Origin of the sequence: Microtetraspora malaysiensis (genome assembly GCF_050947145.1) — a bacterium.
Lineage (GTDB): Bacteria > Actinomycetota > Actinomycetes > Streptosporangiales > Streptosporangiaceae > Microtetraspora_A > Microtetraspora_A malaysiensis.
The window spans coordinates 7,269,379-7,294,047 of sequence record NZ_CP191998.1 but is presented as its reverse complement, the minus strand read 5'-3'; the positions used below and the strand labels follow the sequence as shown (position 1 = coordinate 7,294,047).

The window sequence follows — 24,669 nt, the reverse complement described above, 5'->3', positions numbered from 1 at the left end:
CATCGGCTCGAGGAGTGCGCCACCGGTGCGGACTACCGACGGTACCGGCTGACCGAGTCGCGGACATGTGTCACCGTCGCGGCCACTGCCTGTAGGGACCTGCTCGACGCCGGGGACGTCTGGTCGATCAGCGCACCAGACTCGCCCGAGGAGGCGGTCTCCGTACGGCTGGACGCGCAGCGCCAAGCGGTCAAGGATGGCCTGACCCATCTGCTCCGACTCGGCGGCGACCGGCGCGAGGACTGGCTCGACCGCCGCCAGCCGCCGCCGGATGAGCGGGCCAACTGGTGGCTGTACCTGCTCCTGGTCATTGACCGGCAACTCGGTGGTCGACCAGACCGGCAGGCGGCCTGGGCGGAGCTGAAACTGTGGTTGTTGCGTCAGGGGAGTGCCCGGGGCATCTTCACCCCGATTGAGATCGCCGAGAAGACGGCGTACTTTGTGGCCGGACTTCGGCCCGCAGGGAACGAGTTAACGGCGGTGCTGCCGTCCGCCGACGACGTCGTCCAGGCCTGCCTAGATGCCATCCCGGAAGATCTCGACCACGTGGCCGTGCTCAACGAGCGTCGGGACCTGCGCGGACTCGACCGCATACGGATGCTCCGCTCCAGGCAGGCGAGGATTCTGATCAGCGCCGCTCAACTGCACCTGGACGAGGTCCGGGATGAGCACCTCGCCAGTCGGCTCCGCAAGTGGATTGCCGTCAAACCCCGCCTCGTGTAGGGATCTGGGAGGCGATCTGTGGGTCACGTCCCCTCGGGTGGTGTAACTCCAAGCTGATAACGCAAGCCCCGGACATGGGGCGAGCCATCGTGTGACGGTCAGCGAGTTCCCGACCAAAGGTTCTCGCGAAGGACATCACACGATGGCTCTGGACCAGTCTGCCCTGCTCGACCTGTTGGAGTCTTTGAAAGCCGCCGACGCCGACGACGTCATCCGCCAAGCGCTCCAAAGCATGCTTCAAGCACTCATCGAAGCCGAGGCCGCCGTGCCAGGTGCCCCCGCCCAAAGGGGTCACCTGGCCATGTGCCGTCTGTTGAATCCTTGGTGATCTAGGACTTGGATGCAGGCTTGGGCGGGACGTCCGTGGTGCAGGTCAGCGGGGCATCGTCGGGCACCAGATGCATCCAGACCGCGACGGGGCTCGGGGAGTCGGGCTGGTAGCCGTCTGTCCTCATGCCGATGATCAGCTTGGTTGCTGGGGGCATCGCCGATGGCGTGATGACCATGGCGGTTCCGTCGGACTGCTTTCCGTCCCCGACGACCTTCTGGAAGTCCGCTTCCAGGTCCTGCGACGCGTCCGATGGCTGGCACCACTTGTTGATCGTGATCTGGGCGGGGATGCCGGCCTGGGCCAGTGTCCGCTGCATGATTTCCGGATCCAGTGACTCCTGCTTGGTCATTTTCACGGTGACCGTGCCGTCGGGGTTGGTGTCGACGGAGAATGCGGCCAGGTGCACGTGCACCTGATTGCCGGCGGCGACCGGCGGTGCGTTCACCTGGGGGCTGTTGATCGCCAGCGTCAACGCCAGGCCCGTCGCCAATGCGCCGCCGGCCGCCGTCCCCGCGATCCTGCGGCGGCGGCGAGACCGGCCCGCCGCCACGAGCTCCTGCACCGGCCTGTGCATGTGCACCTCGGCCATCGCGTCCCGCACCGCGCCGAGCACATCATTGTCGTTCATCGTTCGCCCTCCTGGCTGTTGACTGTTGCGAGGTCGCCGCGCAAAGCCGCGACAGCGCGCGACAGATGTGCGGTGACGGTTCCCGGAGCGATCCCGAGGGCCCTGGCGGCGGTTTCGGTGTCCAGATCGAGGAAGACGCGCAGCGCGACCACCTCCCGCTGCCGTCGCGGTAACCGCCGCAGCGCCACCAGCAGAGCGGGGTCCACGTCGGCCCCGTCGGCCGCTGCGGGGTCCACGGCATCGTGGCCTCCCAAGGCGACCTCGTGGCGGCGCCGCCGCCACCAGGTGACCCGGGTGTTCAGCGCCACGCGAACGATCCAGGCGTGTGGCGCCGGATGCCGGCTCATCTTCCGCCACGACATCCACGCCCGCGTGAACGCCTCAGCGACCAAGTCCTCCGCCAACTGCCGGTCACCCGTGGTGGCCAGCACCGCCCGGAGGCAGGCATCCCGGCTTTCCTGGTAAAACTCCTCGAACTCCAGATGCTCCACATCCCCTATACGCACAAGCACAGCGAGACGCTTACCGCACTTCTCACATCCCATCGGGAGACTGCGACCGCTTGGACGGCTCTCCGTAGACCCGCGACGGTCAGACCACGAAGGCCTCACTCTCTGGTTCAAGGACGAGCTCAAGGAACCCGTCAGGCTAAAGACCAAACCATCAATCCGCGAGAACGCGCCAGGCACTCCAGAGCCGACCAATCGGCGTGCGGGATATACGCGGGATGATCTCCGTCTTCGGCCACTCCCCGACGCCTCATTCAGTAGATCGGCGGCTATGTGGAGCTGGAGAAAACTCATCCACTTCTCATCCGACGGTCGGGGGTTCGAATCCCTCAGGGCGCGCTCTCCAGACCAGGCCACATCCCGTGTGGCCTGGTCTTTTGCTTTGGCGCGGCATGTGCCGCGTATGCACCCGCAGGCCGCCGAACGCAGCCGGATGCCACTACTTCCGGAACATATCTGGAATGATCTTGGGGGTGTTTTCGCAGGTCGGCCCGTGGATTTTACGAGCTCCCGGAACGATTCCGATCCCCCGAGCACGCCGAAGGGTCCCGGCGTGAACCGAGACCCTTCGTTTGAATGCTCATGCGGCGCCTCATCCGGCGAGGGCATCCATGATCCGTTGGTTGGCCACATCGCGTTGCCCGTCGATGCACTTGGCGTAGACCCTCAGCATCACGTCCACGCCATGGCCAGCACGTTCCGCGGCCTCCGGGGCGTGGACCCCGGCGTTCAGTCAGAGTGAGACCGCCGCGTGCCGCAGGTCGTACGGCCGGGCCGCCAGGGGAGAGGCGACCTGGTCGGGTGTGAGCGCGTATGTGCGGGCTTCCTTCCAGACCGTGGCGTAGGCCGAGCCGGAGATCACGCCGCCCGTCCTCGTGCGAAACAGTCGTCCGTCGTTGCCGACGCCGTACCGGTCGAGGTGGTCGCGGAGAATGGTCGGCCGCCTCAGCGGGTCGAAGGCCGCCGAAGTACATGCAGGCGAAAGTGTCCTCCAGGACACTAAGGACATTCGCTGCGGACATCGGCACTAGCTCAAGGCAGCCGCGAAGATTGATGGAAAGCTCATCCAGACCAGGGCTGCGGGGCCAAGGTCGTTCCTCCAGTTGGGGGCTCCACCTTGGCCCCGCAGCCCTGGCCCGCTTCCCCTTCGGGCGGGACGACGGCAGACGGGATGATCAGGCCGAGAAAGGTACGCAGGAGCATGGTGGTAACACCTCGGCGGCGGACATCGCTGTTCATCCTGCTAATGGAGATGTTCTGTGTCTCCCGACATGCCTATCCCTACGCGGGCAGAGCGTCCACTCAGCAGGCGATGGCCGACCATGTCTCAGGGTGGGCATTGCCCTGGACGATCCAGCCGACGGTCGCGCCGGCAGAAATAGACTTGCAGCTCCCCATACCGCCGTAGAGGACGCTGAAGGGCTTGCGCTTCACTGTCGTGCTGCCGCAGTTGTGGTAGTGCAACGACAGGTCGACACCGCTCTGCTTAGCGTAGGAGAGCCCGCATGGGAAGCTCGGGTCAGCGTTTGCCGGGGAGGATGCCACGAGACCGGCAGCTACGGTCAGCCCCGCGACCAACATGGCAGTGGTCCTCTTCTTCATCGCTCTTCCTTTCAATGGCGGACGCAGGCCTCAAGGTCGTCGTCGCTCGAATAGCCAGGTGGCTGAACAGGAACTCGTCCCGCATTGCTTGTGGCGACACCTCGTTACTGCGGACCGCCGTGCTGTGGCCAAAGGTTCAGTCAATGTAGCACCATTGAACCCTTTTCAAGATCTCGCGCGACTCGCAGCTTGGGGGACAGGAGGAGTTTGGCGCAATCGCTCTTCGTCTCTGTCTTCAGGCAGGAAGCTGCCATGATCGCGTGCCAGATCCGTGCCAGATGCCACGGGAAATCAGGGGGAATCACGGGAACTCACGGGCAATCAGCGCGAGAGGCCTGCCATCGCGTTTCCGCTGGTGACGGGCCTCTTCTCGCTGATGTGGCGGGTGCAAGGTTCGAACTTGCGTAGGCTGAGCCGACGGTTTTACAGCTCTTCGGCCGTCGTAACCTTGCCGGGTGGAGAGCGGCCAAACTGCGCTGCGCTCCGGGAGTATGGGCGAGCATAATTGGCCAGCCATTCGTCAGGTTCTTAGGCCCCTAACCTGGCCACAGTGCTGCACGCGACCGTGGGCGTTCATCGATCTACCGGGTCCGCTGAGTCCCAAGAATGGACTCAGTGTCACGGATCTGCAATGGATCGGCAGGCCGAACAAGCACCTCACCAATCGGCAGACCAGCGACAACAACACCTTGCGATGGTCGCCGCCGCCCCTCTTAATCGGCGGGTCCGGGATTCGAGTCCCTGGCGGCGCACCGCACCGTAACAGCGCATCCGCGATTTTCGCGGATGCGCTGTTCGCGTTTCCGGGCCCCGGCTCGTGCCGGCCTCCGGATTGTCGGTGCCCGTTGATAACTATGGCCCGTTACGTTGACCGACCGACGACGATGGAGCTCCCCCCATGGCTACGGCCGCCTTGAGAGACGAGAGCGCCACCGGCAGGCGCTCAGTTGAGATCGCCCTTCCCGCTCGGCCCGACGCGAGCCCGGCGCGCGAATTCATCCGCCTCGTGCCGCGGGCCGGAGGCTGACATGGGCGTCCTCGACAACTTTCCCAAGTCCCAGGACTACCTGCTCAACTACGGCATTGAGGGGCTGCCGCGTGAGCTGTTCGCCCTGTACGACGCGGGCAGACGGCCTGGCGCCGACGAGGCCGGGCGCAGGGCGTTCGGCATGTGGGCGCAACTGCGGCTCAGCCTGGGCGACAAGGGCGGCCACGAGTACCCCGAGGAGGTGCTCCGGCTGGTGCGTGAGGTGGCCGATGGCGACATCCCCTGGACGTTCGAGGACACGCGTGTCCTGTGGGAGATCGCCGACGCGCTGTCGAGTTGCGGTCACACCGGGCACGCCGAGCTGTACCGGATTCCGCTGGCCGCCATCGCGGCGCTCGGATACTCCGAGCGCCGTCAGATCCTTGGCGACGCGCCGCCGTGGCACCCGGCCCACCGCAGCCCGGGCCGGGCCGCGTTACGCAAGGACCTGGAGCGCGTCCTGACCGAGCCCCCAGAGCACGGGCCGGCTGGGGTCGTGCGCAGCCTGGTCTGGGACGGCGACCCCATCGCCCGTGCCATGGCAGGGAAGTACGCCGCCCGGCTGGCTCACCCCGCCGTGCTGCCCCTGCTGAAACACTGGCGCAAGGCCAAGGCCCACAAGCCCAGCGAACGCTGGCTCGCCAAGGTCCGTACGCTGCTCACTGACGACGGCGTGGCAGTGCTGCGCGAGATCCTCTCCCGCGTGGCCACCCATCGCGAGAACCGCGAGCCCGGCGGCAGGGTCTTCCTCGCCCGCCACACCGCCCTCCCGCTGCGCGGCATGCTGTGGACCTGTGAGGTGATCGACGCGCCCTGGGTGTCCACGCTGCTCGGCGACGTCGCCATCAACTGCGGCATCGGGCGCAACGGCACCGGCGGCGCCGCCGTCTGCCGCAACGAGAGACTGGCTAACGCCGCACTGAACGCGCTGGCCAAGCGGGGCGGCCTCGACACGGTGGGCGTGCTCGCGCGCGTGCGAGCCAAGCTGCGCAGACCAGCCCTGCTGGCGAAGGCGTCCGATGCCCTCGACGCGGTGGCCGTACAAGAGGGGCTGAGCCATGAACAGCTCGTCGACCGGACGGTCCCGGCCTTCGGGCTCGGCCCCGACGGGGTCCGGGAGGAGCAGGCCGGCGACTGCGTCGTCCGGCTCGACATCGACGGGCCGGCGCTGCGGTTCGTCAACGCGTCCGGGCGCGTCGTCAAGTCGGCGCCCCAGTCCATCCGCAAGGATCCCGTGCTCGCCGATCTGAAGGCCACGCTGAAAGACCTCAAACGCACGCAGGCCGCCGAGCGGCTGCGCCTGGAGCAAATGCTCATCGTCGAACGCGAGCTGTCCTGGCAGGAGGCCGAGCAGTACTTCTTCGACCATCCGGTCACCGGCCCCTACACCCGCGCTCTCATCTGGCGGGTCCCCGACGGGTTCGCCGGGCTGCCGGTCAGGAGCGGTGGCGGCTGGGCACTGGCCGACGCGAGCGGCAGATCCGTGCGTCCGGGCGCCGACACGCCCGTCCGGTTGTGGCACCCAATCCAGGAGAGCGCCGAGGGGGTGCGCGGCTGGCGCGACCACCTGCTGAAGCGGGGGATCAGGCAGCCGTTCAAGCAGACGTTCCGCGAGGTCTACCTGCTCACCCCGGCCGAGGAGCGCACCCGCACCCACTCCGACCGTTTCACGGGCCACTTCGTGCGCTACGGGCAGGCCAAGGCGCTGCTGGAGCAGCGCGGCTGGAGCGGGCTGTCGATCGGTCACTGGGACTACGAATGCGGCGGCGACATCGGGGCGGCCGTCAAGACGCTCGCCGGCTGGCAGGCGAGCTGGAGCATGCGGGTCGCCTCCGACCCCCAGCGGGACGCCTGGGGCACGGCCTCCTGCGCCGCCACCGACGCGATCCGGTTCCGTCACGCGGATCTTCCCGGCGACGCGCCGCTCACCGAAGTGCCGCCGCTGGTGTTGTCGGAAATGCTGCGCGACGCCGACCTCGCCGTGGGGGTCGGGTCCCTGGGGCTCGACCAGCAGGCGGCGGCCGGGCACGACGGCTACTGGCAGTCGTACGGGTTCGGCGAACTGAGCGAGACCGCTCGCACGCGGCATGACGTGCTGGCCCGGCTGCTGCCCCGGCTGAAAATCGCCGACCGAGTGGAGCTGACCGACCGGTTCCTGCGCGTGCGCGGGCAACTGCGCACCTACCGGATTCATCTGGGGTCGGGCAACATCCTGATGGAGCCGAACGACGCCTACCTGTGCATCGTCCCCGGCCGCGACCGCTCCGCCTCATCGGTGTTCCTGCCGTTCGAGGAGGACGGCGGAATGTTGTCGGTCATCTTGTCGAAGGCGTTCCTGCTGGCAGACGACACCAGGATCAGCGATCCCAGCATCACCCGCCAGCTCGTCGCTACCTAGTGCCCCTCCCGTCAATCTTTGCCCCGTCGCGTCGCCCAGGGCGGCACCTCGCGGCGTTGTCGTCGTCGGCCGTAGGCTCCGCTACGGCCTCCTCCTCCGCCTTGCGATGCACCACCCTGGACACCGCTCCGTCCGGGCAAACCTTGCCGGTCACGGCACTAGTGCAGCGCCGCAAAGATCCTTAAGGGGTCCGAGTCGTAACGGTACGTGCTCAACTTGCTGTCTTCTTCAAGAGTGCGGCACGTGTCCGTTCCTGATCGCGCCGGGTGAGGTAGCGGATGTGGTCGGCGCGTGCGTCGTAGCGCCACCGGTACGGCTGCGCGGTGGCGTTATGGCGGATCGTGAACGTGTCGATCTGCTGCATCAGGTTCTCGCGGGAGGTGAAATCACCGCGGCGGAGAAGGCGGCGGGTCAGCACGGAGAACCACATCTCGATCATGTTGAGCCAGCTGGCGTGCTTGGGCGTGTAGGTGACCGTGAACCGGGGGTGGGCGGCCAGCCAGGCGCGGGTGGCCTTGGAGGTGTGGCTGGCGCCGTTGTCCAGGATCAGGTGGATGTCCAGGGCCGGGTCGATCATCTGATCGAGCAGGATGAGGAAGGCGATGAAGGTCGCAGATGTGTTGCGGTCGATTCGTTCGGCCAGGATCTGGCCGGTCAGGACGTCCATCGCGGCGAGGATGGAGACGGTGCCGTGGCGGATGTATTCGAACTCCCGCCGGGCGGCATGGCCGGGCCGGCCGGGCCGAGCGCAGATCTCGGGGTGTTTACGGGATTTGGCTTGGATTCCGGTCTTTTCGTCCACGCTGAGCAGGACCGCACCTTCGGGCGGGTTGAGGTACAGGTCGCAGACGGCGCCGGCCAGGTGCCAGAACTGCTCATCGTCGAGCCGGTTGAGCCAGCCCCGGACGCGGTGCGGCCGCAGGTCGGCCTCGGCCAGGATCCGCCCGATCTGGGAGGCGGAGATTCCGGTATCGGCCAGGTGGGCGGCGATCGTCGTGTGCGTCCAGGCCGCCTGTCCCTCGGGCGGGGTGCTGGTTGCGCAGGCGATCACCCGTAACCGCACCTGGGGGCCGTAGAGTTCGGGGCGGCCCGGCCGGGGCAGGTCGACCAGCCCCTTGATGCCGCCCGCGGCGAACCGGTCGCGCCATTTACGGACGGTCGTCTCTGTCGTGGACAAGCGTTCGGCGACCGCGGCCACCGGCAGGCGCTCGTCGGCGATCAGCACGATGATCCGGGCGCGCAGCACCAACGACTGCGGGCTGGAGTGCCTGCTGATGATTTTGTTGAGGCGCCTCCTGCGGCGATGACCGATGGTGATGACGACCTCGCTGACCGGTCCAGCCATGAACTCCCATCCTTCGGTGGTCACGAGTGATCGCCCGAGGATGCAGTGCTGACGGTGTCGAAGCGGGACCAACACACCGCTATCGGCCACAATCGTCACCATGCCGGTACCGCCCAAGCAGGTCAAAGTCCTCGTCGAAGAGGACGCCGATTCCTATGCCTTCACGCACTGGCCTCAGCTGGGAGAGGTGACCGTCCGCTGGAAGGGCTCTTTCGGCTATCTGACCGGGCATTTCGATGACGACGAAAGCGATGAGGGTTTCCCGCTGGCCCGGATCGAGTACCTCGGCGATCCCGACGCCTGGGGGTTCGCGATCTACCGGGCCAGTAGCGAGGATTACGAGCCCTCGATCCTGCCGAGCGGCAGCCGCGTCGGCACGCCCAGCGAGGCACTGGAGTGTGCCTGCCGTGTCCACCTTGCAGAATCAGAGGGTTGACTCCGAGTGATCACCTGAACCCCTCAGGGATCTTTGCGGCACTGCACTAGATGTACTGACCACGGACGTTGGTGACAGCAGTCAGGATCAGCGACACGCTGTCGCGGTCCAGACCCGGTTCGGCTCGGGTGCGATGAACTGGCGTTTGACCAGATCGGAGGCGGCTGCAGCGCGCCCGTCCGCGATCGTGGTGCGGCAGCCTCTACGCCTGCTCACCCCGGCCAGCCCAGCCCGGCGCATAAGCCGGGCCACCCGCTTGCGACGGACCCGGACCCCGTCGAGTTCACGCAGGTCGGCGGGGTCTTCCGGATCGGGACGGCCGCTGTGATTCGAAGTGCCTGATCTATGCGAGCAGAGGCTCCAAGGTGCTGGCGTCCGTCGCCTCGGTATTGCTGAGGACCACGATGCGGCGACCCAGTTCCGGAATGCTGGCGGCGTACGCCTTGAAGCCCGCGTTGTGGCCGCTGTGGTGCCACCACCGCCGGCCGTTGACCTCACCAACGAAGACGCCGTAGCCGTAACCGCTTTCATCGGGGCCATTGCCGGTCCGCGCCCGTTCGGTCAACATCAGCGTGCGGTACGGTTCGCTCAGCAGACGGCCGTCCTGGAGGGCATCGAGCCAGGCCAACACATCCTTGGCCGTAGACCAGACGTCTCCGGCCCCCATGCCCACCACGTCCAGTTCCCAGGTCGGCAACGGCCGGCCCTCAGCGTCGTGGCCGCGCGCCAGGTTCGGCCGCGCACCGGGCGCGCCCGCGAACGTCCCGGTCAAACCGAGGTGATCAAAGATGCGGTCTGCCAAGAAGGCCCGGTAGGGCGTATCGGCGGCCCGTTCGACGACGTGCGCCAACAGCACGTACGCCGGGCTGCTGTAGCTCCAGCCTTCGCCCGGCGGGTATTGGAGTGGTACGCAGTGGAAGGTCTTCAGCAGTTCGCTGGGCTCGACCCGCTGAGCTAGGTCGATCATGGGATAGTCGTCCCAGTGGCCGAGGCCGGAGGTGTGGGTGAGCAGGTGGTGCAGCGTAATGTCTCGCCACTCCTCCGGGCAGTCGTCGATCCAACGGCCCACGGGATCGTCGAGGACCAGCGTGCCGTCCTCGACGAGCAAGAGCGTGGCAGCCGCGGTGAACTGCTTGCTCACAGAGGCCAGCTGATACAGCGTCTCCGTGGCGTTGTCCACGATGAAGTCCTCACCCTGCCGCACCAGAATCTCCGCTCGCGTCATGGCGTCGACCCTAGACGCCTTCGCGCCGAGGCGTGGACGCAGGAGTCGTCCCCGACCCCGTGCAACCAAGGTCAAGTGGCCGTCCTTGGTGACGACATCTCTGCCGACAACGACGTCAAGATCGCCGGGCGGTAGCCCACCGGGATTCCAGAGCCATGCGCGTGGCTCCGAAATCCCGAAAAATACGGGCTTGTGGTGAATGACGGGGCTCGGTAAGGATGCTGGGAGGCGGACGGTGATCCCGTCCGATAGCAGGCGAGACAAAGGACGCCGGATGACCCAGGCCGACGCGGTTGTATCTCTCGTGGAGCGAAGGTTAGGCCGCGTTCTCGATCCCGACCTCAACTTCTTCGACGCGGGACTCGATTCGCTCGCCCTGGTCGAGCTGCACGAGGAGATCACCAGCACACTGGGCCTGAGCCTGCCGGTTACCGCGATGTTCACCCACCCGAACCTGCGTGCCCTCTCGCACCTGATCACGCAGGGCCAGGCGCCCGCCAGGCAGGACGGCGCCCGTCGCCGTCCGCTGGGCGGCAGCCGCCGCGACGTGCGTGCCAGGATCCGTGAGGACGGTCGGTGACCCCACACGAACAGCCCGTCGCCGTGATCGCGATGGGGCGCTTCCCGCAGGAGGTGGGGGCGGCCGAGGAGGCCGGACACGATCCTGGAGCGCAGGTCGTCCGGCTGTACGGCGGGGTGGGCAAGGCCTGCGCGGCGCTGCTGGCCGGGGAGTGCGAGCTGGCCGTGACCGATGCCGGCGAGCTGCCGCCGGGTACGCTGCGCGGCACCCTGGTCCTGCGGCTCCTCGACCGGGCGTTGCTCGACGGCGACCTGGTGCACCGGGTGATCTGGCCCGACGACCTCGAGGTCGAGGAGGGCTATCCGCCAGTGCACGCTCCGGGCGACGGCCGCCCGCAGGTGGTGGTGTGGTCCGGCCGCACCCACGAAGAGGCCGAGTCAGTACGGCGAAGCCTGGCCGGCTTCTTCGCCGGACTATCGGAGGATCGCTACGCCGACGCGGCGGGCACCCTGCGGCAGGGACGCGTCCACCACCCCGTGAGAGGTGCGGTGGTCTGCCGGAGCGCCGCGGAAGCCGCTCTCGCGCTGGGCCGCGAGCACACCTACGAGCAGGGGCCGGTCTGCCTGTCCTTCTCCGATGAGACGGCCGGTCTGTACGGCGTGGAGCGCGTGTTCACCGAGGCCGTGGACGTGTGCGAAGAGGCCTTCGAAGCACGCGGCGTCGAGGTGCCACCCGCCTTCGCCACCGCCTACGGGCTGGCCGCCACCCTCGCCGCCTGGGGCATCCGCGCGGAAGCCCCGGACCCGGCACTCCTCGCGAGTGACCTTCCGCTGGAGGAGGCGCTCGCCGGCCTCGCGCAAGGGACGGTCGGAGCCGAGGTCCGGGTGGGTGGTGACCTCGCGGGGTTGCTGGCCGCCGTGGCCAGGTTCTGGACGGGCGGCGGCCGGGTGGACTGGGCCGCGCTCGATCCCGATCATCCGCTGCAACGCATCCCCATCCCGCGGCCGCAGCCGGAGCTGCCCGCCTCTGTGGAGGAGCCGCGTCCGCTGTCGGCGGTGCCGTACTCCTTCTGGGTTCTGGAGCAGCTCGCGCCGGACAGCGGCGTCTCGAACCTGGCGGTGGCGCTCAGGTTCGAGGCACCGCTGCGCAGGCTGCCGCTGCAGATCGCGGTGAACCGGCTGGTCAAGCGGCATCCGGCGCTGCGCCTGCGGTTCCCCGTGGTGGGCGGGGCGCCCGTCAGGCACCTGGTGGCGCCCGAGGATGCCCAGCTGAAGGTCGAGACGCGGGCCACGACGGAGGAGACGCTGGTCGCGGACCTGCAGTCCTTCCTGGACGAGCCCTTCGACCTGGGCCGCGACCTGCTCATCAAGGTGGGACACTTCACCCTGCCCGACGGCGCCGGGACCGTGGTGTGCCTGGTCGGCCACCACATCATTATCGACGGCACCTCCCTACAGCTCCTGGTGGAGGAACTGGGCCGCTTCTACGACAGCCAGACCGGGCACGGCACGCTGCCCCCCGAGTTGGCGGGGCCCGCGCCGATGCTGGAGCCGGGGGAGCCGTCAGAGGAGTCGATCGCCTACTGGCTGGACCGGCTCGACGGCGTCGACCCCGCCGCCATGGTGCTGCCGGGGAGTAGGCACTCGCCGGGCCGTCCGACGTTCGCCGGCCACACCTGCTCGTGGCAGGTCGACGCCGAGACCGTGGCGGCCCTGGACGGCGTGCGGGCCCGGCTGCGCACCACCGGCAACATCGTGCTGGCCGCCGCCTTCCTGCTGACGCTGCGCGGGCACGGTGCCGGCCCGGACCTGGTGATCGGCATGCCGGTCAGCACCAAGACGGGCGAGGAGCACAAGCACGTCGGCTACGCCGTGAGCACGCTGCCGCTGCGCGTCCATGTCGAGCTGGACGACGACTTCGAGCAGGTCGCCAGGCGCGTGGAGGAGGCTTTCGCGGAAGGGATCGAGCACGCCGGCGCCTCGGTGGAGGCGGTGCTGACCCGCCGCGGGCACGGTACGGACGACTGGCGCGTCCCGCTGTTCCGGCACATGTTCAACTACCGGCCCTGGAGCGACGAGAAGGTCAGCGTCCAGGGCGAGGTGCCCGGCTACGTGGACAACCTCATCGACCGCAGCCGCCTGGACCTGCAGTGCAACGTCATCCAGGAGCCGGACCGCCTCACGATCCGGATGGTGCACAGCACCGAGGTGCACGACGAGGACGAGATCGCCGCGTTCGCCGCGAGGATGTGCTCGGTCGTACGGCAGGCCGCCCGCGGCCCCGTCGAGGACGTGCTCTCACCGCAGGACCGGGCGTTGCTCGACCGGATCAACGACACGCACCGAACCTGGCCGGACACGCTGCTCGACCGCATCGTCCCCGGCAGCGCGGTGGCGGTCCGCGAGGGCTCCCGCGAGACCGGCTACGACGAGCTGCTCGGCCGCGCGGCCGCGGTCCGCCACCTGCTGCGCGAGCAGGGCGTACGGCCCGGCGACCTCGTCGCGCTGGCGCTGGACCGCTCGGCGGAACTGGTGGCGGCGGTGCTGGGGGTGTGGCAGGCGGGCGCGGCGTTCCTGCCGCTGGACACACGGCAGCCGGAATCCCGCCTCGCCTACCAGGTGTCCGACTCGGGCGCCCGGCTGGTGATCGCGGAGGGCACCCCCGGTTGGGCGGGCGCGACCCCGGTCGTCAGGATGCCCGACACCCGGATGGAACCAGAGCCCCCCGAGCCGGGCGACATCGCCTACGTCATCTACACCTCCGGCTCCACCGGACGCCCCAAGGGCGTGCAGGTCACCCACGGCAACCTGACGAACCTGGTGCTGGACTTCGCCGACCGGCTCGGCGCACCGACCAGCGTGCTGTGGTCCACCACCACCTCCTTCGACATCTCCTGGCTGGAGCTGCTGCTGCCGCTGGCCTCCGGCGGCATCGTGGTGGTGGCCTCGGACGAGGACCAGCTGAACCCGGCCAGGTTCCTCCAGCTGATGACCGGCGTCGAGGTCGTCCAGGCCACGCCGACCGCCTGGCGGCTGATCGCGCCGGAGGCCGTACGGGAGCTGGCCGGACGGACCGTGCTGTGCGGTGGCGAGCCGATGCCGGCGGCGCTGGCCAGGGACCTGCTGGGGCTGGGGTGCCGCCTGTTCAACGTGTACGGCCCGACGGAGACGACGATCTGGTCCACGGCCGCCGAGCTGCGCGCGGCCGATCCGGTGACCGCCGGCGCGCCCCTGGCCAACACGCGGATCTTCGTCACCGACGGGGGAGGCCGCGAGGTGCCGCCCGGCGTGCCGGGCGAGCTGTGCGTGGCCGGTGACGGGGTGAGCGCGGGCTACCTCAACCGCCCCGAGCTGACCGCGGAACGCTTCGGCCACCACGACCGGTACGGCAGGTTCTACCGGACCGGCGACCGCGCCCGGATCCGCCACGACGGCACCCTCGAACTCCTCGGCCGCGACGACCGGCAGATCAAGCTCCGCGGTCACCGCATCGAGCTCGGCGAAGTCGAGGCCGCCCTGCACGAGCACGACGCCATCAGGACCGCCGCGGTGATCCTGGACGGCGACCCGCAGACCGACGGGCGGCTCGTCGCCTTCCTCGAGGTCACCGGCCCGGCCGACGAGGGAGAGCTGTGGCGGTTCGCCAGGTCGCGGCTGCCCGACTACGCCGTCCCCACCCGTTACGTCGTCGTCGACCGGCTCCCCACCACCGGCAACGGGAAGATCGCCTACCGCGACCTCGTCGTTCCGGCGGAAGGCCGCACACAACAGCAGGAAGCGGGTGACGGGCTGGTCCAGCAGGTGGTGGCGCTGTGGCGCGACGCGCTGGACCGTCCTGGGCTGGGGGCGCACGACAACTTCTTCCTCAACGGCGGGCATTCGGTGCTGGCCGTACGGCTGGTCCGACCGCTGGAGGAGCTGGCGGGACGGCCGGTCTCGATGCGGGCCGTGTTCGACCATCCGACCCCGGCCGAGCTGGCCCGACACCTGGGGGAAGCCCGATGACGCCGTGGTTCGTCCAGGTCAAGGAGGGCGAGCGGGCGCTGGTCGCGTTCCCGCACGCGGGCGGCGGCCCCGCGTCGCTCGGCGAGCTCGCCGGCCACCTGCCGCCCGAGGTGGGGCTGTGGTCGGTCAACCTGCCGGGGCGGCAGGCCAGGCTCGCCGAGGAGCCGCGCACCGACCTCGACGGGCTCGTCGACGAGCTCGCCCACGACCTCGTGGCAAGGGGCCCGCACACGCTGTTCGGCTACTGCAGCGGCGCGCTGCTGGCCTTCCTCGTCTGCCGCCGCGCGGTCGAGCTGGGCGGACGACCGGAACGGCTGATCGTCGCGTCGTTCGCCGCGCCGGACGTGACGTTGCTCCTGCGCAGGCTGCCGTCGCTGCCGTCGTGGCTGTTCTGGGAGCAGCTGATCGCGCTCGGCGGTGTCCCGGCGGAACTGGCCGATCGGGAGGCGCTCTGGCCGGTGCTGGAGCCGGCGCTCCGCGCCGACTTCGGGCTGCTGGCCGGCTATCACCACCGGCCCGGGCCACCGCTGCCGGTGCCCATCTCTGTCCTGTACGGAATCCGGGACGCCTCGCTGACCAGGGGCGGCCTGCTCGGCTGGCGCAGGCAGAGCGTGCACCGGCCCGCGCTCAGGGAGCTCGACTCCACCCACTGGCTGGCCGAGGACACCCCGGACGTCCTGGCAGCCGCGATCGCTGAGGAGATGGGATGCGCCTCGGTTACAGCATGAGCTACTGGGGCGGCGCGGGCCTCGGCCCGGCCGACCACCTGGCGCTGGTACGAGAGGCCGAGGCGCTGGGCTACGACTCGGTGTGGGCGGCCGAGACCTACGGCACCGACCCGGCGAGCCTGCTGGCCTGGATCGCCGGGCAGACAGAACGCATCGCGCTGGGCACCGGCGTGCTGCAGATGACCGGGCGCAAGCCCGTCGTCGCCGCCATGACCGCGGCCACCCTCGACCAGATCTCCGGCGGGCGGGCCAGGCTCGGCGTGGGGCTGTCAGGCCCGCAGGTGGTCGAGGGCTGGCACGGCGAGCGCTTCGAGCGCCCGCTGGCCCGCGCCCGGGACTACCTCCAGGTGGTGCGCAAGGCGCTCCACCAGGAGCCGGTGCGGCACGACGGGCCCACGATGACGCTGCCCCTGCCCGGCAGCGAGGGCAAGGAACTGGCGCTGGCCGTGTCGCCGGTGCAGGAACGGCTGCCGGTCTACCTGGCCGCGATGGGGCCCAGGACCGTCGCGCTGGCCGGCGAGCTCGCCGACGGCTGGCTGGCCATCCACTTCCCGCCCGACCACCTGGCCAGGATGGCCAAGCACCTGAACCGCGGCGACCTCGACGTGGCGCCCATGGTGCTGACGCTCGTCGAGGAGGACCAGGAGCTGGCCTACGACATGATGCGGCCCATGCTCGCCCTCTACCTGGGCGGCATGGGCTCGCGCCGGACGAACTTCTACAACCGGCTGGCCGCCACGCTCGGCTTCGAGCAGGAGGCCGCCCGCATGCAGGAAGCCTTCCTGGACGGGCGGCAGGGCGAGGCCATGGCGATGCTGCCGGACGCGCTCGTCGACGCGATGACCATGTGCGGCCCGGCCGGCAAGGTGCGCGAGCGGATGGCGGCCTACCAGGAGGCGGGCGCGACCACGCTGATCGTCGGCCTGGTCACGCCCACCCGGCGGCTGCGCAGCCGCCAGCTACGGCTCATTGCGAGCCTGGCGCCGGCATCTCCTTGAGCTTGGCCAGCGGAGACCAGGCCATCGCCGCGACCGGCACGAGCGCGCCGATGGCCACGACCACCCACAGCGCCACGCGCGTCCCCACGGCGCCGGCCAGCAGGCCGGCGCCCAGCGCGCCCAGCGGGGCCGGGATCAGGCCCAGCGAGTAGATCGAGGCCACCACGCGGCCCTGCAGCTGCGGCGGGGTGATCGTCTGCACCAGTGAGGTGTTGGTGACGAAGAAGATCTGCGAGCTGACGCCGCTGACCAGCTGCGCGAGGACGAGCATCGCCACCGACACCCAGACGTTGCCGGTGGCCAGCGGGATGAGGAAGAGCGCCAGGTTGCCGTACACCATCGACCACACCAGCACCTTGCCGATCGCGTAGCGGCGCATCACCTTGACGGCGATCAGCGCGCCGATGATCGCGCCCACGCCGCCGCCGGCCAGGATGCTGCCGAACCACGCCGCGGGCACGCCCAGGTCGCGGATCACGTACAGGGCGTAGATGGAGTTCATCGAGCCCAGGATGAACAGCGAGTACACGGCCGAGGAGATGGCCAGCGGCCGGATCAGCTCGTGCCGCATCACCCAGAGCACTCCCTGCCAGATCGCCTTGTGCACCTGCCCGGCGGTGGTGTCGTCCGGCTCGGGCCGCGCTTCCGGCCGCTTGATCAGCGACACCGCGATCGCGGAGGCCAGGTACGACACCGCGTCGATGATCAGCAGCGCGGGCGCGGCGAGCACCTTCAGCAGCGCCGCGGCCAGGCCGGGTCCGAACGTCTGGGCGGTCGACTCGGTCAGTTGCAGCTTGGAGTTGCCCTCCAGGAAGTTCTCCCGTGGCACCAGGAACGGGAAGTAGCTGCGGTAGGCCGTCTGGAAGAGCGTGCTGAGCAGCCCGAGAGCGAAGATGACGCCGTAGATCCAGGTCAGCGTGAGCATGTCGGCGAACCACGCGATGGGGATCAGCATCAGCAGCACGAAGCGCGCCACGTCCGTCCAGATCAGGATGGGTCGCTTGCGCACCCGGTCGGCCAGCACGCCGAAGACCAGGAAGAACACCATCGGGAGCCGCAGCAGGAAGCCGACGACGCCCATCTCCGCCTCGGAGGCGTTCAGGACGGTGACCGCGATGACGGGGAACGCGAAGAGGCTGATCGCCGAGCCGAACTGCGACAGGCTCTGGCCCGCCCACAGCCGCAGGAAGTCGGGGTACTTCCACAGGCTCGACCGCTGCTCAATGGTCGGGGATGCCATGATCCATCCACTTTCTGATCTCGGTGGCCGCTCCGGCGACCAGGGGTTCGTAAAGGATCGGGACGCGTTCCTCGGGGATCTCCACGTGCGCCAGCCGCCCCTTGGCGACGGAGGGCCAGCCGCCGTCCTCGCGCCTGGGCGCGAAGAGCGCGACGTCGCCGTCGTACGGCTCGTGCCGGTAGCCGCCGACCGCGTGCGCGTTGGCCCGGAACACCGCCAGGTAGCGGCGCGCCTGCTCGACCTCGGCGGTGTCCGGGGCCAGCCGGTCGGCCGCCTCGGCCGCGCCCATCACCGCCAGCAGCCGCTCCTCCGGCGACCGGGCGGCCAGCTCCGCCGCGTCCAGCCCGAGGGTCTCCTCGGGCCCGCCGGCCAGCGCGTGGAACAGCAGCACCGTGTCGTCCTTCAGCGACGCGTCCGCCACCGGCTCCTCGGCGTTGGCGTAGAACAGCACGACGAGCGGCACCTGCTCGCCGCGCTCGCGCAGCCGCCTGGCCACCTCCAGCGCGATGTTCCCGCCGATGCAGAATCCGCCCAGCACGTACGGCCCGGCCGGCCGTACTGCCAGCAGGTCGGTCACGTAGGCGTCGGCCATCTCGGCGAGCGTGGCGTGCGGCTCCTCGCCGGGCACGAGCCCGCGCGCGGCGATGGCGTACACCGGCTGGTCGGGTCCGAGCCGCCGGGCCAGCGGGTGGTAGCGGAAGACCTGGCCGCCGAGCGCGTGGATGAAGAAGATCGGCGTACGGTCGCCGTCCGGGTTGAGCGGCACGACGTGGCTCGGCGGCGCCAGGTCCTCGGGCTGACGCAGCACCCGGCCGAGCGCGCTGATCGTCGGCGCGGCGAGCACGGTGGCGACCGGCAGGTTCCGCCCCAGCTCCTGGCGGATGCGGGCGGCCAGCCGCAGCGCGCTGATGGAGTGGCCGCCGAGCTCGAAGAAGTCGTCCAGGATCCCGGCCGCGGGCACCTTCAGCACCTCCTCGTACAGCCTGGCCAGCCGCGCCTCCACCTCGTCGCGCGGCGGCACGTACGGCTTGCCGCTGGTGGCCTCCGGCGCGGGGAGGGCGGCGCGGTCGAGCTTGCCGCTGCGGGTGAGGGGGAAGGCGTCCAGCTGTACCCAGCGGCGCGGGATCATGTGGTCCGGCAGCAGGTTTGTCAGGTCGGGGATGTCGCCGATGTGGTAGCCGACGAGGCGGCCGTCCACGAGTTTGACGGCGGCGCCGGAGACGGCTTCGATTTCGCCGAGTTCGACGCGCATGCCGCGGATTTTGATTTGGTGGTCGGTGCGGCCGAGGTATTCGAGTTCGCCGGTGGGGAGCCATCGGGCGAGGTCGCCGGTTTTGTAGAGGCGTTCGCCGCCCGGTGCGGGGAGGAAGCGTTCGGCGGTGAGTGCGGGTTTGCCGAGGTAGCCGCGGGCGAGTTGGATGCCGCCGATGTAGAGCTCGCCGGGTGTGCCGATGGGGACGTCGCGCAGGTTCGCGTCGAGGACGTGCAGGGTGGTGTTGTCGATCGGCCGTCCGATGGGGACGACGGTTTCGCCGGGCTGGCAGGGGTGCCAGGAGACGTCGACGGCTGCTTCGGTGGGGCCGTACAGGTTGTGCAGTCCGGGGATGTCGATGCCGGGTGGGAGGGCTTCGCCGGAGCAGATGACCCGCTCCGGCAGTTGGATGTCCTCTTCTTCCAGGAAGGCGTGGAGCATTGAGGGGACGAAGTGGGCGGTGGTGATGGCCTCGGTCTTGATGAGGTCGCGTAGGTAGGCGGTGTCGCGGTGGCCTCCGGGGCGGGCGATGACCATGGTCGCGCCGGTGATGAGTGGCCAGAACAGTTCCCACACCGAGACGTCGAAGGTGATCGGGGTTTTGTGGAGAACCCGGTCGTGCGAGGTGAGGTGGAAGGTGTCTTGCATCCAGCGGAGTCGGTTGACGATCGCGCGGTGGGAGATGCCGACGCCTTTGGGGCGTCCGGTGGATCCTGAGGTGTAGAGGACGTAGGCGAGGTTGTCCTCGTGGGGGTGGCCGCCGGGGGTGGTGTGGGCGTCGGCGAGCATGCCGTTGCGTCGTTCTTCGGGGTCGTTGGGGTCGAGGGGGAGGAACGCGCCGCCGGCGGCCAGTACTGCGAGGAGTTGGACGGGTAGGTCGAGGCCGCGTTCCATGCAGACGCCGACGGGCTGGTCCACGTGTACGTCGAGCCCGGCTGCGATCTCGCGGGCGCGTTCAGCCAGTTCGCGGTAGGTCAGTCGCCGGCCTTCGAAGATCACGGCTGTCGCGTCCGGGGTGCGGGCCGCTTGCTCGAAGACCAGTTCGTGGAGGAGTCCGCCGGGGTGGTCGCGTGTGGTGGCGTTCCAGCGCGCGAGTAGCGTCGCATCCTCCGGCGAGATGGTGATATTTCCGGACAAGGCGCGGAGGTAGTGGTCCCGGATCGCCGCGATCTGGTCGGCGGGGAACTGCGTGGTGTCGTAGGAGATCGTCAGCACCAGCCCCTGCCCCGGAGTCCGGACGAAGGCCGCGCTGAACGCGAAGTCGGTCTGCTCGAAGAAGTCCTGGCCCTCGATGGGGGTGGCGGCGCCGCCGTACACCTGGAAGTCACGGAAGTCGACGTGCGTGTCCAGCAGGCGCGCGCGATCGCTGGCCCGCTGGATCTCGAAAAGCGGGAAATGCCGGTACGGCAGCGCCGCCACCTCCGCCTGGAACACCCGCTGCACCAGGTCGGGAGCGTCGGCCCGCACGCGCAACGGGATGGTGTTGAGGAACAGGCCGAGCACCTCGCCGCCCGCCTCGCTCTCCGGGCGGCTGTGCGTGAGCATCCCGGTGAGGACGTCCGGTTCGCCGGTCAGCAGTCCCATGACGCGCACGTGCGCCGCGAGCAGCACCGAGCGCAGCGGCACCCGCGCGTCTGCCGCCTCCTCGGCCAGCGCCCGCGTCAGGTCGCCGGGGAGCGTCGTGGCCAGGACCTCGACGTGGCGCGGCCCGCCGGTGGGGTAGCCGGGCCTGCGGGGCAGCCGTCCCTCGGGCGCCCCGGCGATCGCCTCCCGCCAGAACTCCGCCGCCTCCGGCTGAGCGAGCACCGCCTTCTCGGCCGCCACCAGGTCGCGGAAGCGCGCCCCGGGCGGATCCAGCGGCAGCCCCGGTGTCGCGTAGCGCGCGAGCAGCTCGCTGACCAGAGTCGCGACGCTCCAGCCGTCGAGGATCGCGTGGTGGAAGTACACGGTCAGCGCGAACCGGTCCGCCTGCGGCAGCACGTGCACGCGGAGCAGCGGAGGCTGCGTCCAGTCGAACGGCCCGTACTCCGGCGCATCGCCCGACACCGTCAGCGGGATGTCCACGCTGTCGTGCACCAGCTGGACGGGCTCGCTGAACCCGGTCAGGTCGAACGACGTCCGCAGCACCTCGTGCCGCGCCGACAGCTCTCCCAGCGCCCTGACCAGCGCCGCCTCGTCGAACGTCCCGCGCAGCGTGAGCGTGGTGTGGTCGTGGAAGGTCACCCCGTCCAGTTCGCTGTGGTACAGCATCCCGGCCTGGAGGGCGCTGAGCGGGTAGGCGTCGATGATCATCGCGTGAGCCTCTCTCTGTCCGCCGGGCTGAGCAGGTCGAAGGCCGCCGCCGCGGACTCACGTACGGCCCGCCGCGGCCGCAGTACGGTGGCCAGCTCGGAGACCGCCTGGTGGGTGAACAGCTGCTGCAGTTCCACGTCGTAGTCCAGGCCCCGCAGCCGGGCCACGACCCTGAGGCTGCTGATCGAGTCGCCGCCCACGGCGAAGAAGGTGTCGTTCCTGCCGACCCGGTCGAGGTCGAGAACCTCCTGCCAGACCTGCGCGACGGCTCGCTCCGCCGCGCCGCGCGGGGGCTCCCAGGGCAGGTCGGCCGGGCGGTCGGGGGCGGGGAGGGCGGCGCGGTCGAGCTTGCCGTTCGGGGTGGTGGGCAGGCGGTCCAACCGGACCCATGCCGTCGGGATCATGTAGTCGGGCAGCAGGTTTGTCAGGTCGGGGATGTCGCCGACGTGGTAGCCGACGAGGCGGCCGTCCACGAGTTTGACGGCGGCGCCGGAGACGGCTTCGATTTCGCCGAGTTCGACGCGCATGCCGCGGATTTTGATCTGGTGGTCGGTGCGGCCGAGGTATTCGAGTTCGCCGGTGGGGAGCCATCGGGCGAGGTCGCCGGTTTTGTAGAGGCGTTCGCCGCCCGGTGCGGGCAGGAAGCGTTCGGCGGTGAGTGCGGGTTTGCCGAGGTAGCCGCGGGCGAGTTGGATGCCGCCGATGTAGAGCTCGCCGGGTGTGCCGATGGGGACGTCGCGCAGGTTCGCGTCGAGGACGTGCAGGGTGGTGTTGTCGATCGGCCGTCCGATGGGGACGACGGTTTCGCCGGGCTGGCAGGGGTGCCAGGAGACGTCGACGGCTGCTTCGGTGGGGCCGTACAGGTTGTGCAGCCCGGGGATGTCGATGCCGGGTGGGAGGGCTTCGCCGGAGCAGATGACCCGCTCCGGCAGTTGGATGTCCTCTTCCTCCAGGAAGGCGTGGAGCATTGAGGGGACGAAGTGGACGGTGGTGATGGCCTCGGTCTTGATGAGGTCGCGTAGGTAGGCGGTGTCGCGGTGGCCTCCGGGGCGGGCGATGACCATGGTCGCGCCGGTGATGAGTGGCCAGAACAGTTCCCACACCGAGACGTCGAAGGTGATCGGGGTTTTGTGCAGGACCCGGTCGTGCGAGGTGAGGTGGAAGGTGTCCTGCATCCAGCGGAGCCGGTTGACGATCGCGCGGTGGGAGATGCCGACGCCTTTGGGGCGTCCGGTGGATCCTGAGGTGTAGAGGACGTAGGCGAGGTTGTCCTCGTGGGGGTGGCCGCCGGGGGTGGTGTGGGCGTCGGCGAGCATGCCGTTGCGTCGTTCTTCGGGGTCGTTGGGGTCGAGGGGGAGGAACGCGCCGCCGGCGGCCAGTACTGCGAGGAGCTGGATGGGCAGGTCGAGGCCGCGTTCCATGCAGACGCCGACGGGCTGGTCGACCTGCACGTCCAGCCCGGCCGCGATCTCGCGGGCACGTTCAGCCAGCTGTCGGTAGGTCAGTCGCTGGCCTTCGAAGATCACGGCTGTCGCGTCCGGGGTGCGGGCCGCTTGCTCGAAGACCAGTTCGTGGAGGAGTCCGCCGGGGTGGTCGCGTGTGGTGGCGTTCCAGCACGCGAGTTGGTCCCGCTCCCCGGCGGGCAGCAGGTCCAGGCGTCCCACCGGCACGTCGGGCTCCGCCACCACCGCGCGCAGGAGGGCGGCGAACCGCCCCGCCAGCCGTTCGACCGTCGAAGGCAGGAAGAGGTCGGCGTTGTAGACGAAACGCCCCTCCACCCGGTCGCCCCGCTCGGCGGCGTACAGCTCCAGGTCGAACCGGGTGGTCGTGCTGTCCGGCTCGAAACCTTCGCCGCCGTCGCGGTAGCTCTGCAGCGCGAACAGCACCTGCGCCACCGGCGGCCGGCTGACGTCGCGTTCGGGGTCCAGCTCGGCGACCAGCTTCTCGAACGGCAGCTCCTGGTGGCCGTAGACCTCCAGCGCCCCGTCCCGCGTACGGCGCAGCACCTCGGCGAACCCGGGATCCCCCGCCAGCCGCGCCCGCATCGGCAGCAGGTTGACGAACAGCCCCACCATGTCCTCGAACTCCGGCCTGGTCCGCCCGGCCACCGGCGACCCCACCGCGAACTCGGTCAGGCCGGACCAGCGCGACAGCAGCACCTGGAAGGCGGCGAGCAGCCCCATGTAGAGCGTCGCCCCCTCGGCCGCGCACAGCGCGCGGAACTCCGCGACGTCCAGTTCGAGGTCGTGCCAGCCGCCGCGGAATCCCTGCCGGGGCGGGCGCGGCCGGTCCAGCGGCAGGTCGAGTACCTGTAGCCCGGCCAGTTCCGCGCGCCAGAACGCCAGGTCGCCGGCCAGCCGCTCGCCGCTCAGCCGTTCCCGCTGCCACAGCGCGTAGTCGCCGAAGCCGAGCCGCGGTTCGCGCTCGGGCGGGGTCAGGAGTTCGCGCAGGATGAGCTCCGCGGACCAGCCGTCGGCGACGATGTGGTGGACGGCGATGAGCAGCGCGTGGTCGTCGGGAGCCAGCCGTACGAGGGTGGCGCGGAGCAGCGGGCCCGCCGCCAGGTCGAAGGGGAGCGCGGCGTCGGTGCTGAGCACGTGCCGGGCGGCCTCCTCGGTCGCCGCGTCCACGACGCGCAGCGGGACCGCCACGTGGTCGGCCACGCAGACCTCGGGCCGGCCGGAGGTTCCGGCGGGGAAGGTCATGCGCAGGCTCTCGTGCCGGGCGACCACGGCGTCGAGCGCCCGCCGCAGCCGCTCCACGGAGAGCGGGCCGCGGAGCCGGGCCGAGGCGGGCAGCACGTAGGCGCTCGTCCCGGGGGCGAACTGCTCCATGAACCACAGCCGCTCCTGCGCGAACGACAGCGGCGGTCGGCTGCCCTCGGCCCGCCGCGGGATCTCCTCCGCCGCGCCCAGCCCCGCCACCGCCCTGCGGAAGCGGGCCTCGACGCGCGCACGCCGTTCATCCACGCTCGTCGGCCTCCTCGGCCAGATGCTCCAGCGCCGCGGCCAGCAGGCGCGGCGTCGGGTGGGTGAAGGCCAGCTTGAGCGGCACCTCCAGGTCGGTGGCCGCGGCGATGCGGGCCGTGGTCCTGGTGGCCAACAGCGAGTGGCCGCCGAGCTGGAAGAAGTCGTCCAGCACGCCCACCCGTTCCAGGCCCAGCACCTCGGACCAGACCAGGCAGACCAGTTCTTCCGCCGCGCTCTCCGGCGGCTCGTACGCCGTGCCGAGCTGCTGGCCGGGGGCGGGCAGAGCGGCCAGGTCGACCTTGCCGCCCGGGGTCAGCGGGATGCGGTCCAGCGAGACGATCGCGCTGGGCATCAGGTGCGGGGGCAGCTCGGCGGCGAGGTGATCGTGCAGGGGAGCCGGGTCCTGGACGACGTAGGCGACCAGCCGGTCGTCGCGGACCGT

At 69.8% G+C, this 24,669-nt stretch carries 17 protein-coding genes and 2 pseudogenes (1 of these 19 only partly in view); 8 read left to right on the top strand and 11 right to left on the bottom strand.

Going from position 1 to position 24,669, the window contains the following annotated elements:
- Positions 1–375 precede the first annotated feature (375 nt).
- Both ACQP1V_RS34085 and ACQP1V_RS34080 read left to right on the top strand, forming a co-directional pair.
- Positions 376–723, top strand: coding sequence for a hypothetical protein (locus tag ACQP1V_RS34085; RefSeq protein WP_433414419.1), 348 nt, complete (start codon positions 376–378; stop codon positions 721–723).
- Between the two features lie 142 nt (positions 724–865).
- Positions 866–1,012 (top strand): annotated as a pseudogene (locus tag ACQP1V_RS34080) (IS256 family transposase); the annotation flags it as partial.
- 40 nt (positions 1,013–1,052) lie between these two features.
- Here the strand turns inward: ACQP1V_RS34080 and ACQP1V_RS34075 are convergent.
- The 4 genes from ACQP1V_RS34075 to ACQP1V_RS34060 form a co-directional block, all read right to left on the bottom strand.
- Positions 1,053–1,682: a hypothetical protein gene (locus ACQP1V_RS34075; RefSeq protein WP_387417537.1), complete on the bottom strand. Its 630-nt coding sequence runs from the start codon at positions 1,680–1,682 to the stop codon at positions 1,053–1,055.
- The gene (locus ACQP1V_RS34070; RefSeq protein WP_433414417.1) at positions 1,679–2,194 is read right to left on the bottom strand and encodes a sigma-70 family RNA polymerase sigma factor; all 516 of its coding nucleotides are present in this window, start codon (positions 2,192–2,194) and stop codon (positions 1,679–1,681) included. The genes ACQP1V_RS34075 and ACQP1V_RS34070 overlap by 4 nt, the downstream gene beginning before the upstream one ends.
- A gap of 730 nt (positions 2,195–2,924) precedes the next feature.
- On the bottom strand, positions 2,925–3,053 hold the full coding sequence (locus ACQP1V_RS34065; RefSeq protein WP_433414415.1) for a hypothetical protein: 129 nt from the start codon (positions 3,051–3,053) through the stop codon (positions 2,925–2,927).
- Between the two features lie 440 nt (positions 3,054–3,493).
- Positions 3,494–3,793 (bottom strand): hypothetical protein, encoded by a 300-nt coding sequence (locus ACQP1V_RS34060; protein ID WP_433414413.1) that lies wholly within the window; start codon positions 3,791–3,793, stop codon positions 3,494–3,496.
- A 1,028-nt stretch (positions 3,794–4,821) separates the two neighbouring features.
- On the opposite strand from ACQP1V_RS34060, the gene ACQP1V_RS34055 reads away from it, so the two are divergent.
- The gene (locus ACQP1V_RS34055) at positions 4,822–7,218 is read left to right on the top strand and encodes a DUF4132 domain-containing protein (RefSeq protein WP_433414412.1); all 2,397 of its coding nucleotides are present in this window, start codon (positions 4,822–4,824) and stop codon (positions 7,216–7,218) included.
- 211 nt (positions 7,219–7,429) lie between these two features.
- On the opposite strand, the gene ACQP1V_RS34050 is transcribed toward ACQP1V_RS34055, so the two are convergent.
- Complete coding sequence (locus ACQP1V_RS34050) at positions 7,430–8,563, bottom strand: IS630 family transposase (protein WP_433411369.1); 1,134 nt, start codon at positions 8,561–8,563, stop codon at positions 7,430–7,432.
- A gap of 100 nt (positions 8,564–8,663) precedes the next feature.
- On the opposite strand from ACQP1V_RS34050, the gene ACQP1V_RS34045 reads away from it, so the two are divergent.
- Positions 8,664–8,999 (top strand): hypothetical protein, encoded by a 336-nt coding sequence (locus ACQP1V_RS34045; RefSeq protein ID WP_433411371.1) that lies wholly within the window; start codon positions 8,664–8,666, stop codon positions 8,997–8,999.
- Between the two features lie 102 nt (positions 9,000–9,101).
- Here ACQP1V_RS34045 and ACQP1V_RS34040 read toward each other — a convergent pair.
- Both ACQP1V_RS34040 and ACQP1V_RS34035 read right to left on the bottom strand, forming a co-directional pair.
- Positions 9,102–9,278, bottom strand: a pseudogene (locus tag ACQP1V_RS34040) (IS3-like element ISMxa1 family transposase); the annotation flags it as partial.
- A gap of 64 nt (positions 9,279–9,342) precedes the next feature.
- Entirely contained in the window at positions 9,343–10,224 is an 882-nt protein-coding gene (locus tag ACQP1V_RS34035; RefSeq protein WP_433414410.1) for a serine hydrolase domain-containing protein, read from the bottom strand.
- A 274-nt stretch (positions 10,225–10,498) separates the two neighbouring features.
- Between ACQP1V_RS34035 and ACQP1V_RS34030 the strand changes: the two genes are divergently transcribed.
- The 4 genes from ACQP1V_RS34030 to ACQP1V_RS34015 are packed head-to-tail and all read left to right on the top strand — an operon-like array spanning position 10,499 to position 16,474.
- Positions 10,499–10,804, top strand: coding sequence for an acyl carrier protein (locus tag ACQP1V_RS34030; protein ID WP_387418363.1), 306 nt, complete (start codon positions 10,499–10,501; stop codon positions 10,802–10,804).
- Positions 10,801–14,748, top strand: a complete 3,948-nt coding sequence (locus ACQP1V_RS34025) for an amino acid adenylation domain-containing protein (RefSeq protein WP_433414407.1) — start codon at positions 10,801–10,803, stop codon at positions 14,746–14,748. Before ACQP1V_RS34030 ends, ACQP1V_RS34025 begins: the two co-directional genes overlap by 4 nt.
- Positions 14,745–15,476, top strand: a complete 732-nt coding sequence (locus ACQP1V_RS34020; RefSeq protein WP_433414405.1) for a thioesterase II family protein — start codon at positions 14,745–14,747, stop codon at positions 15,474–15,476. Before ACQP1V_RS34025 ends, ACQP1V_RS34020 begins: the two co-directional genes overlap by 4 nt.
- Positions 15,455–16,474, top strand: a complete 1,020-nt coding sequence (locus ACQP1V_RS34015; RefSeq protein WP_433414403.1) for an LLM class F420-dependent oxidoreductase — start codon at positions 15,455–15,457, stop codon at positions 16,472–16,474. The genes ACQP1V_RS34020 and ACQP1V_RS34015 overlap by 22 nt, the downstream gene beginning before the upstream one ends.
- Here the strand turns inward: ACQP1V_RS34015 and ACQP1V_RS34010 are convergent.
- The 4 genes in view from ACQP1V_RS34010 to ACQP1V_RS33995 are tightly spaced (each overlapping or abutting the next) and all read right to left on the bottom strand, a layout consistent with a single transcriptional unit that may run on beyond the window.
- On the bottom strand, positions 16,443–17,714 hold the full coding sequence (locus ACQP1V_RS34010; RefSeq protein WP_433414401.1) for an MFS transporter: 1,272 nt from the start codon (positions 17,712–17,714) through the stop codon (positions 16,443–16,445). The genes ACQP1V_RS34015 and ACQP1V_RS34010 overlap by 32 nt on opposite strands.
- The gene (locus ACQP1V_RS34005; RefSeq protein ID WP_433414399.1) at positions 17,695–21,258 is read right to left on the bottom strand and encodes an AMP-binding protein; all 3,564 of its coding nucleotides are present in this window, start codon (positions 21,256–21,258) and stop codon (positions 17,695–17,697) included. Before ACQP1V_RS34005 ends, ACQP1V_RS34010 begins: the two co-directional genes overlap by 20 nt.
- Positions 21,255–24,227, bottom strand: a complete 2,973-nt coding sequence (locus ACQP1V_RS34000) for a condensation domain-containing protein (protein WP_433414397.1) — start codon at positions 24,225–24,227, stop codon at positions 21,255–21,257. The genes ACQP1V_RS34005 and ACQP1V_RS34000 overlap by 4 nt, the downstream gene beginning before the upstream one ends.
- Positions 24,220–24,669: the final stretch of a condensation domain-containing protein gene (locus tag ACQP1V_RS33995; RefSeq protein WP_433414396.1), read on the bottom strand. 2,652 nt of this gene lie beyond the right edge of the window; the window shows 450 of its 3,102 coding nt (coding positions 2,653–3,102); its start codon lies beyond the right edge, outside the window; the stop codon is at positions 24,220–24,222. The genes ACQP1V_RS34000 and ACQP1V_RS33995 overlap by 8 nt, the downstream gene beginning before the upstream one ends.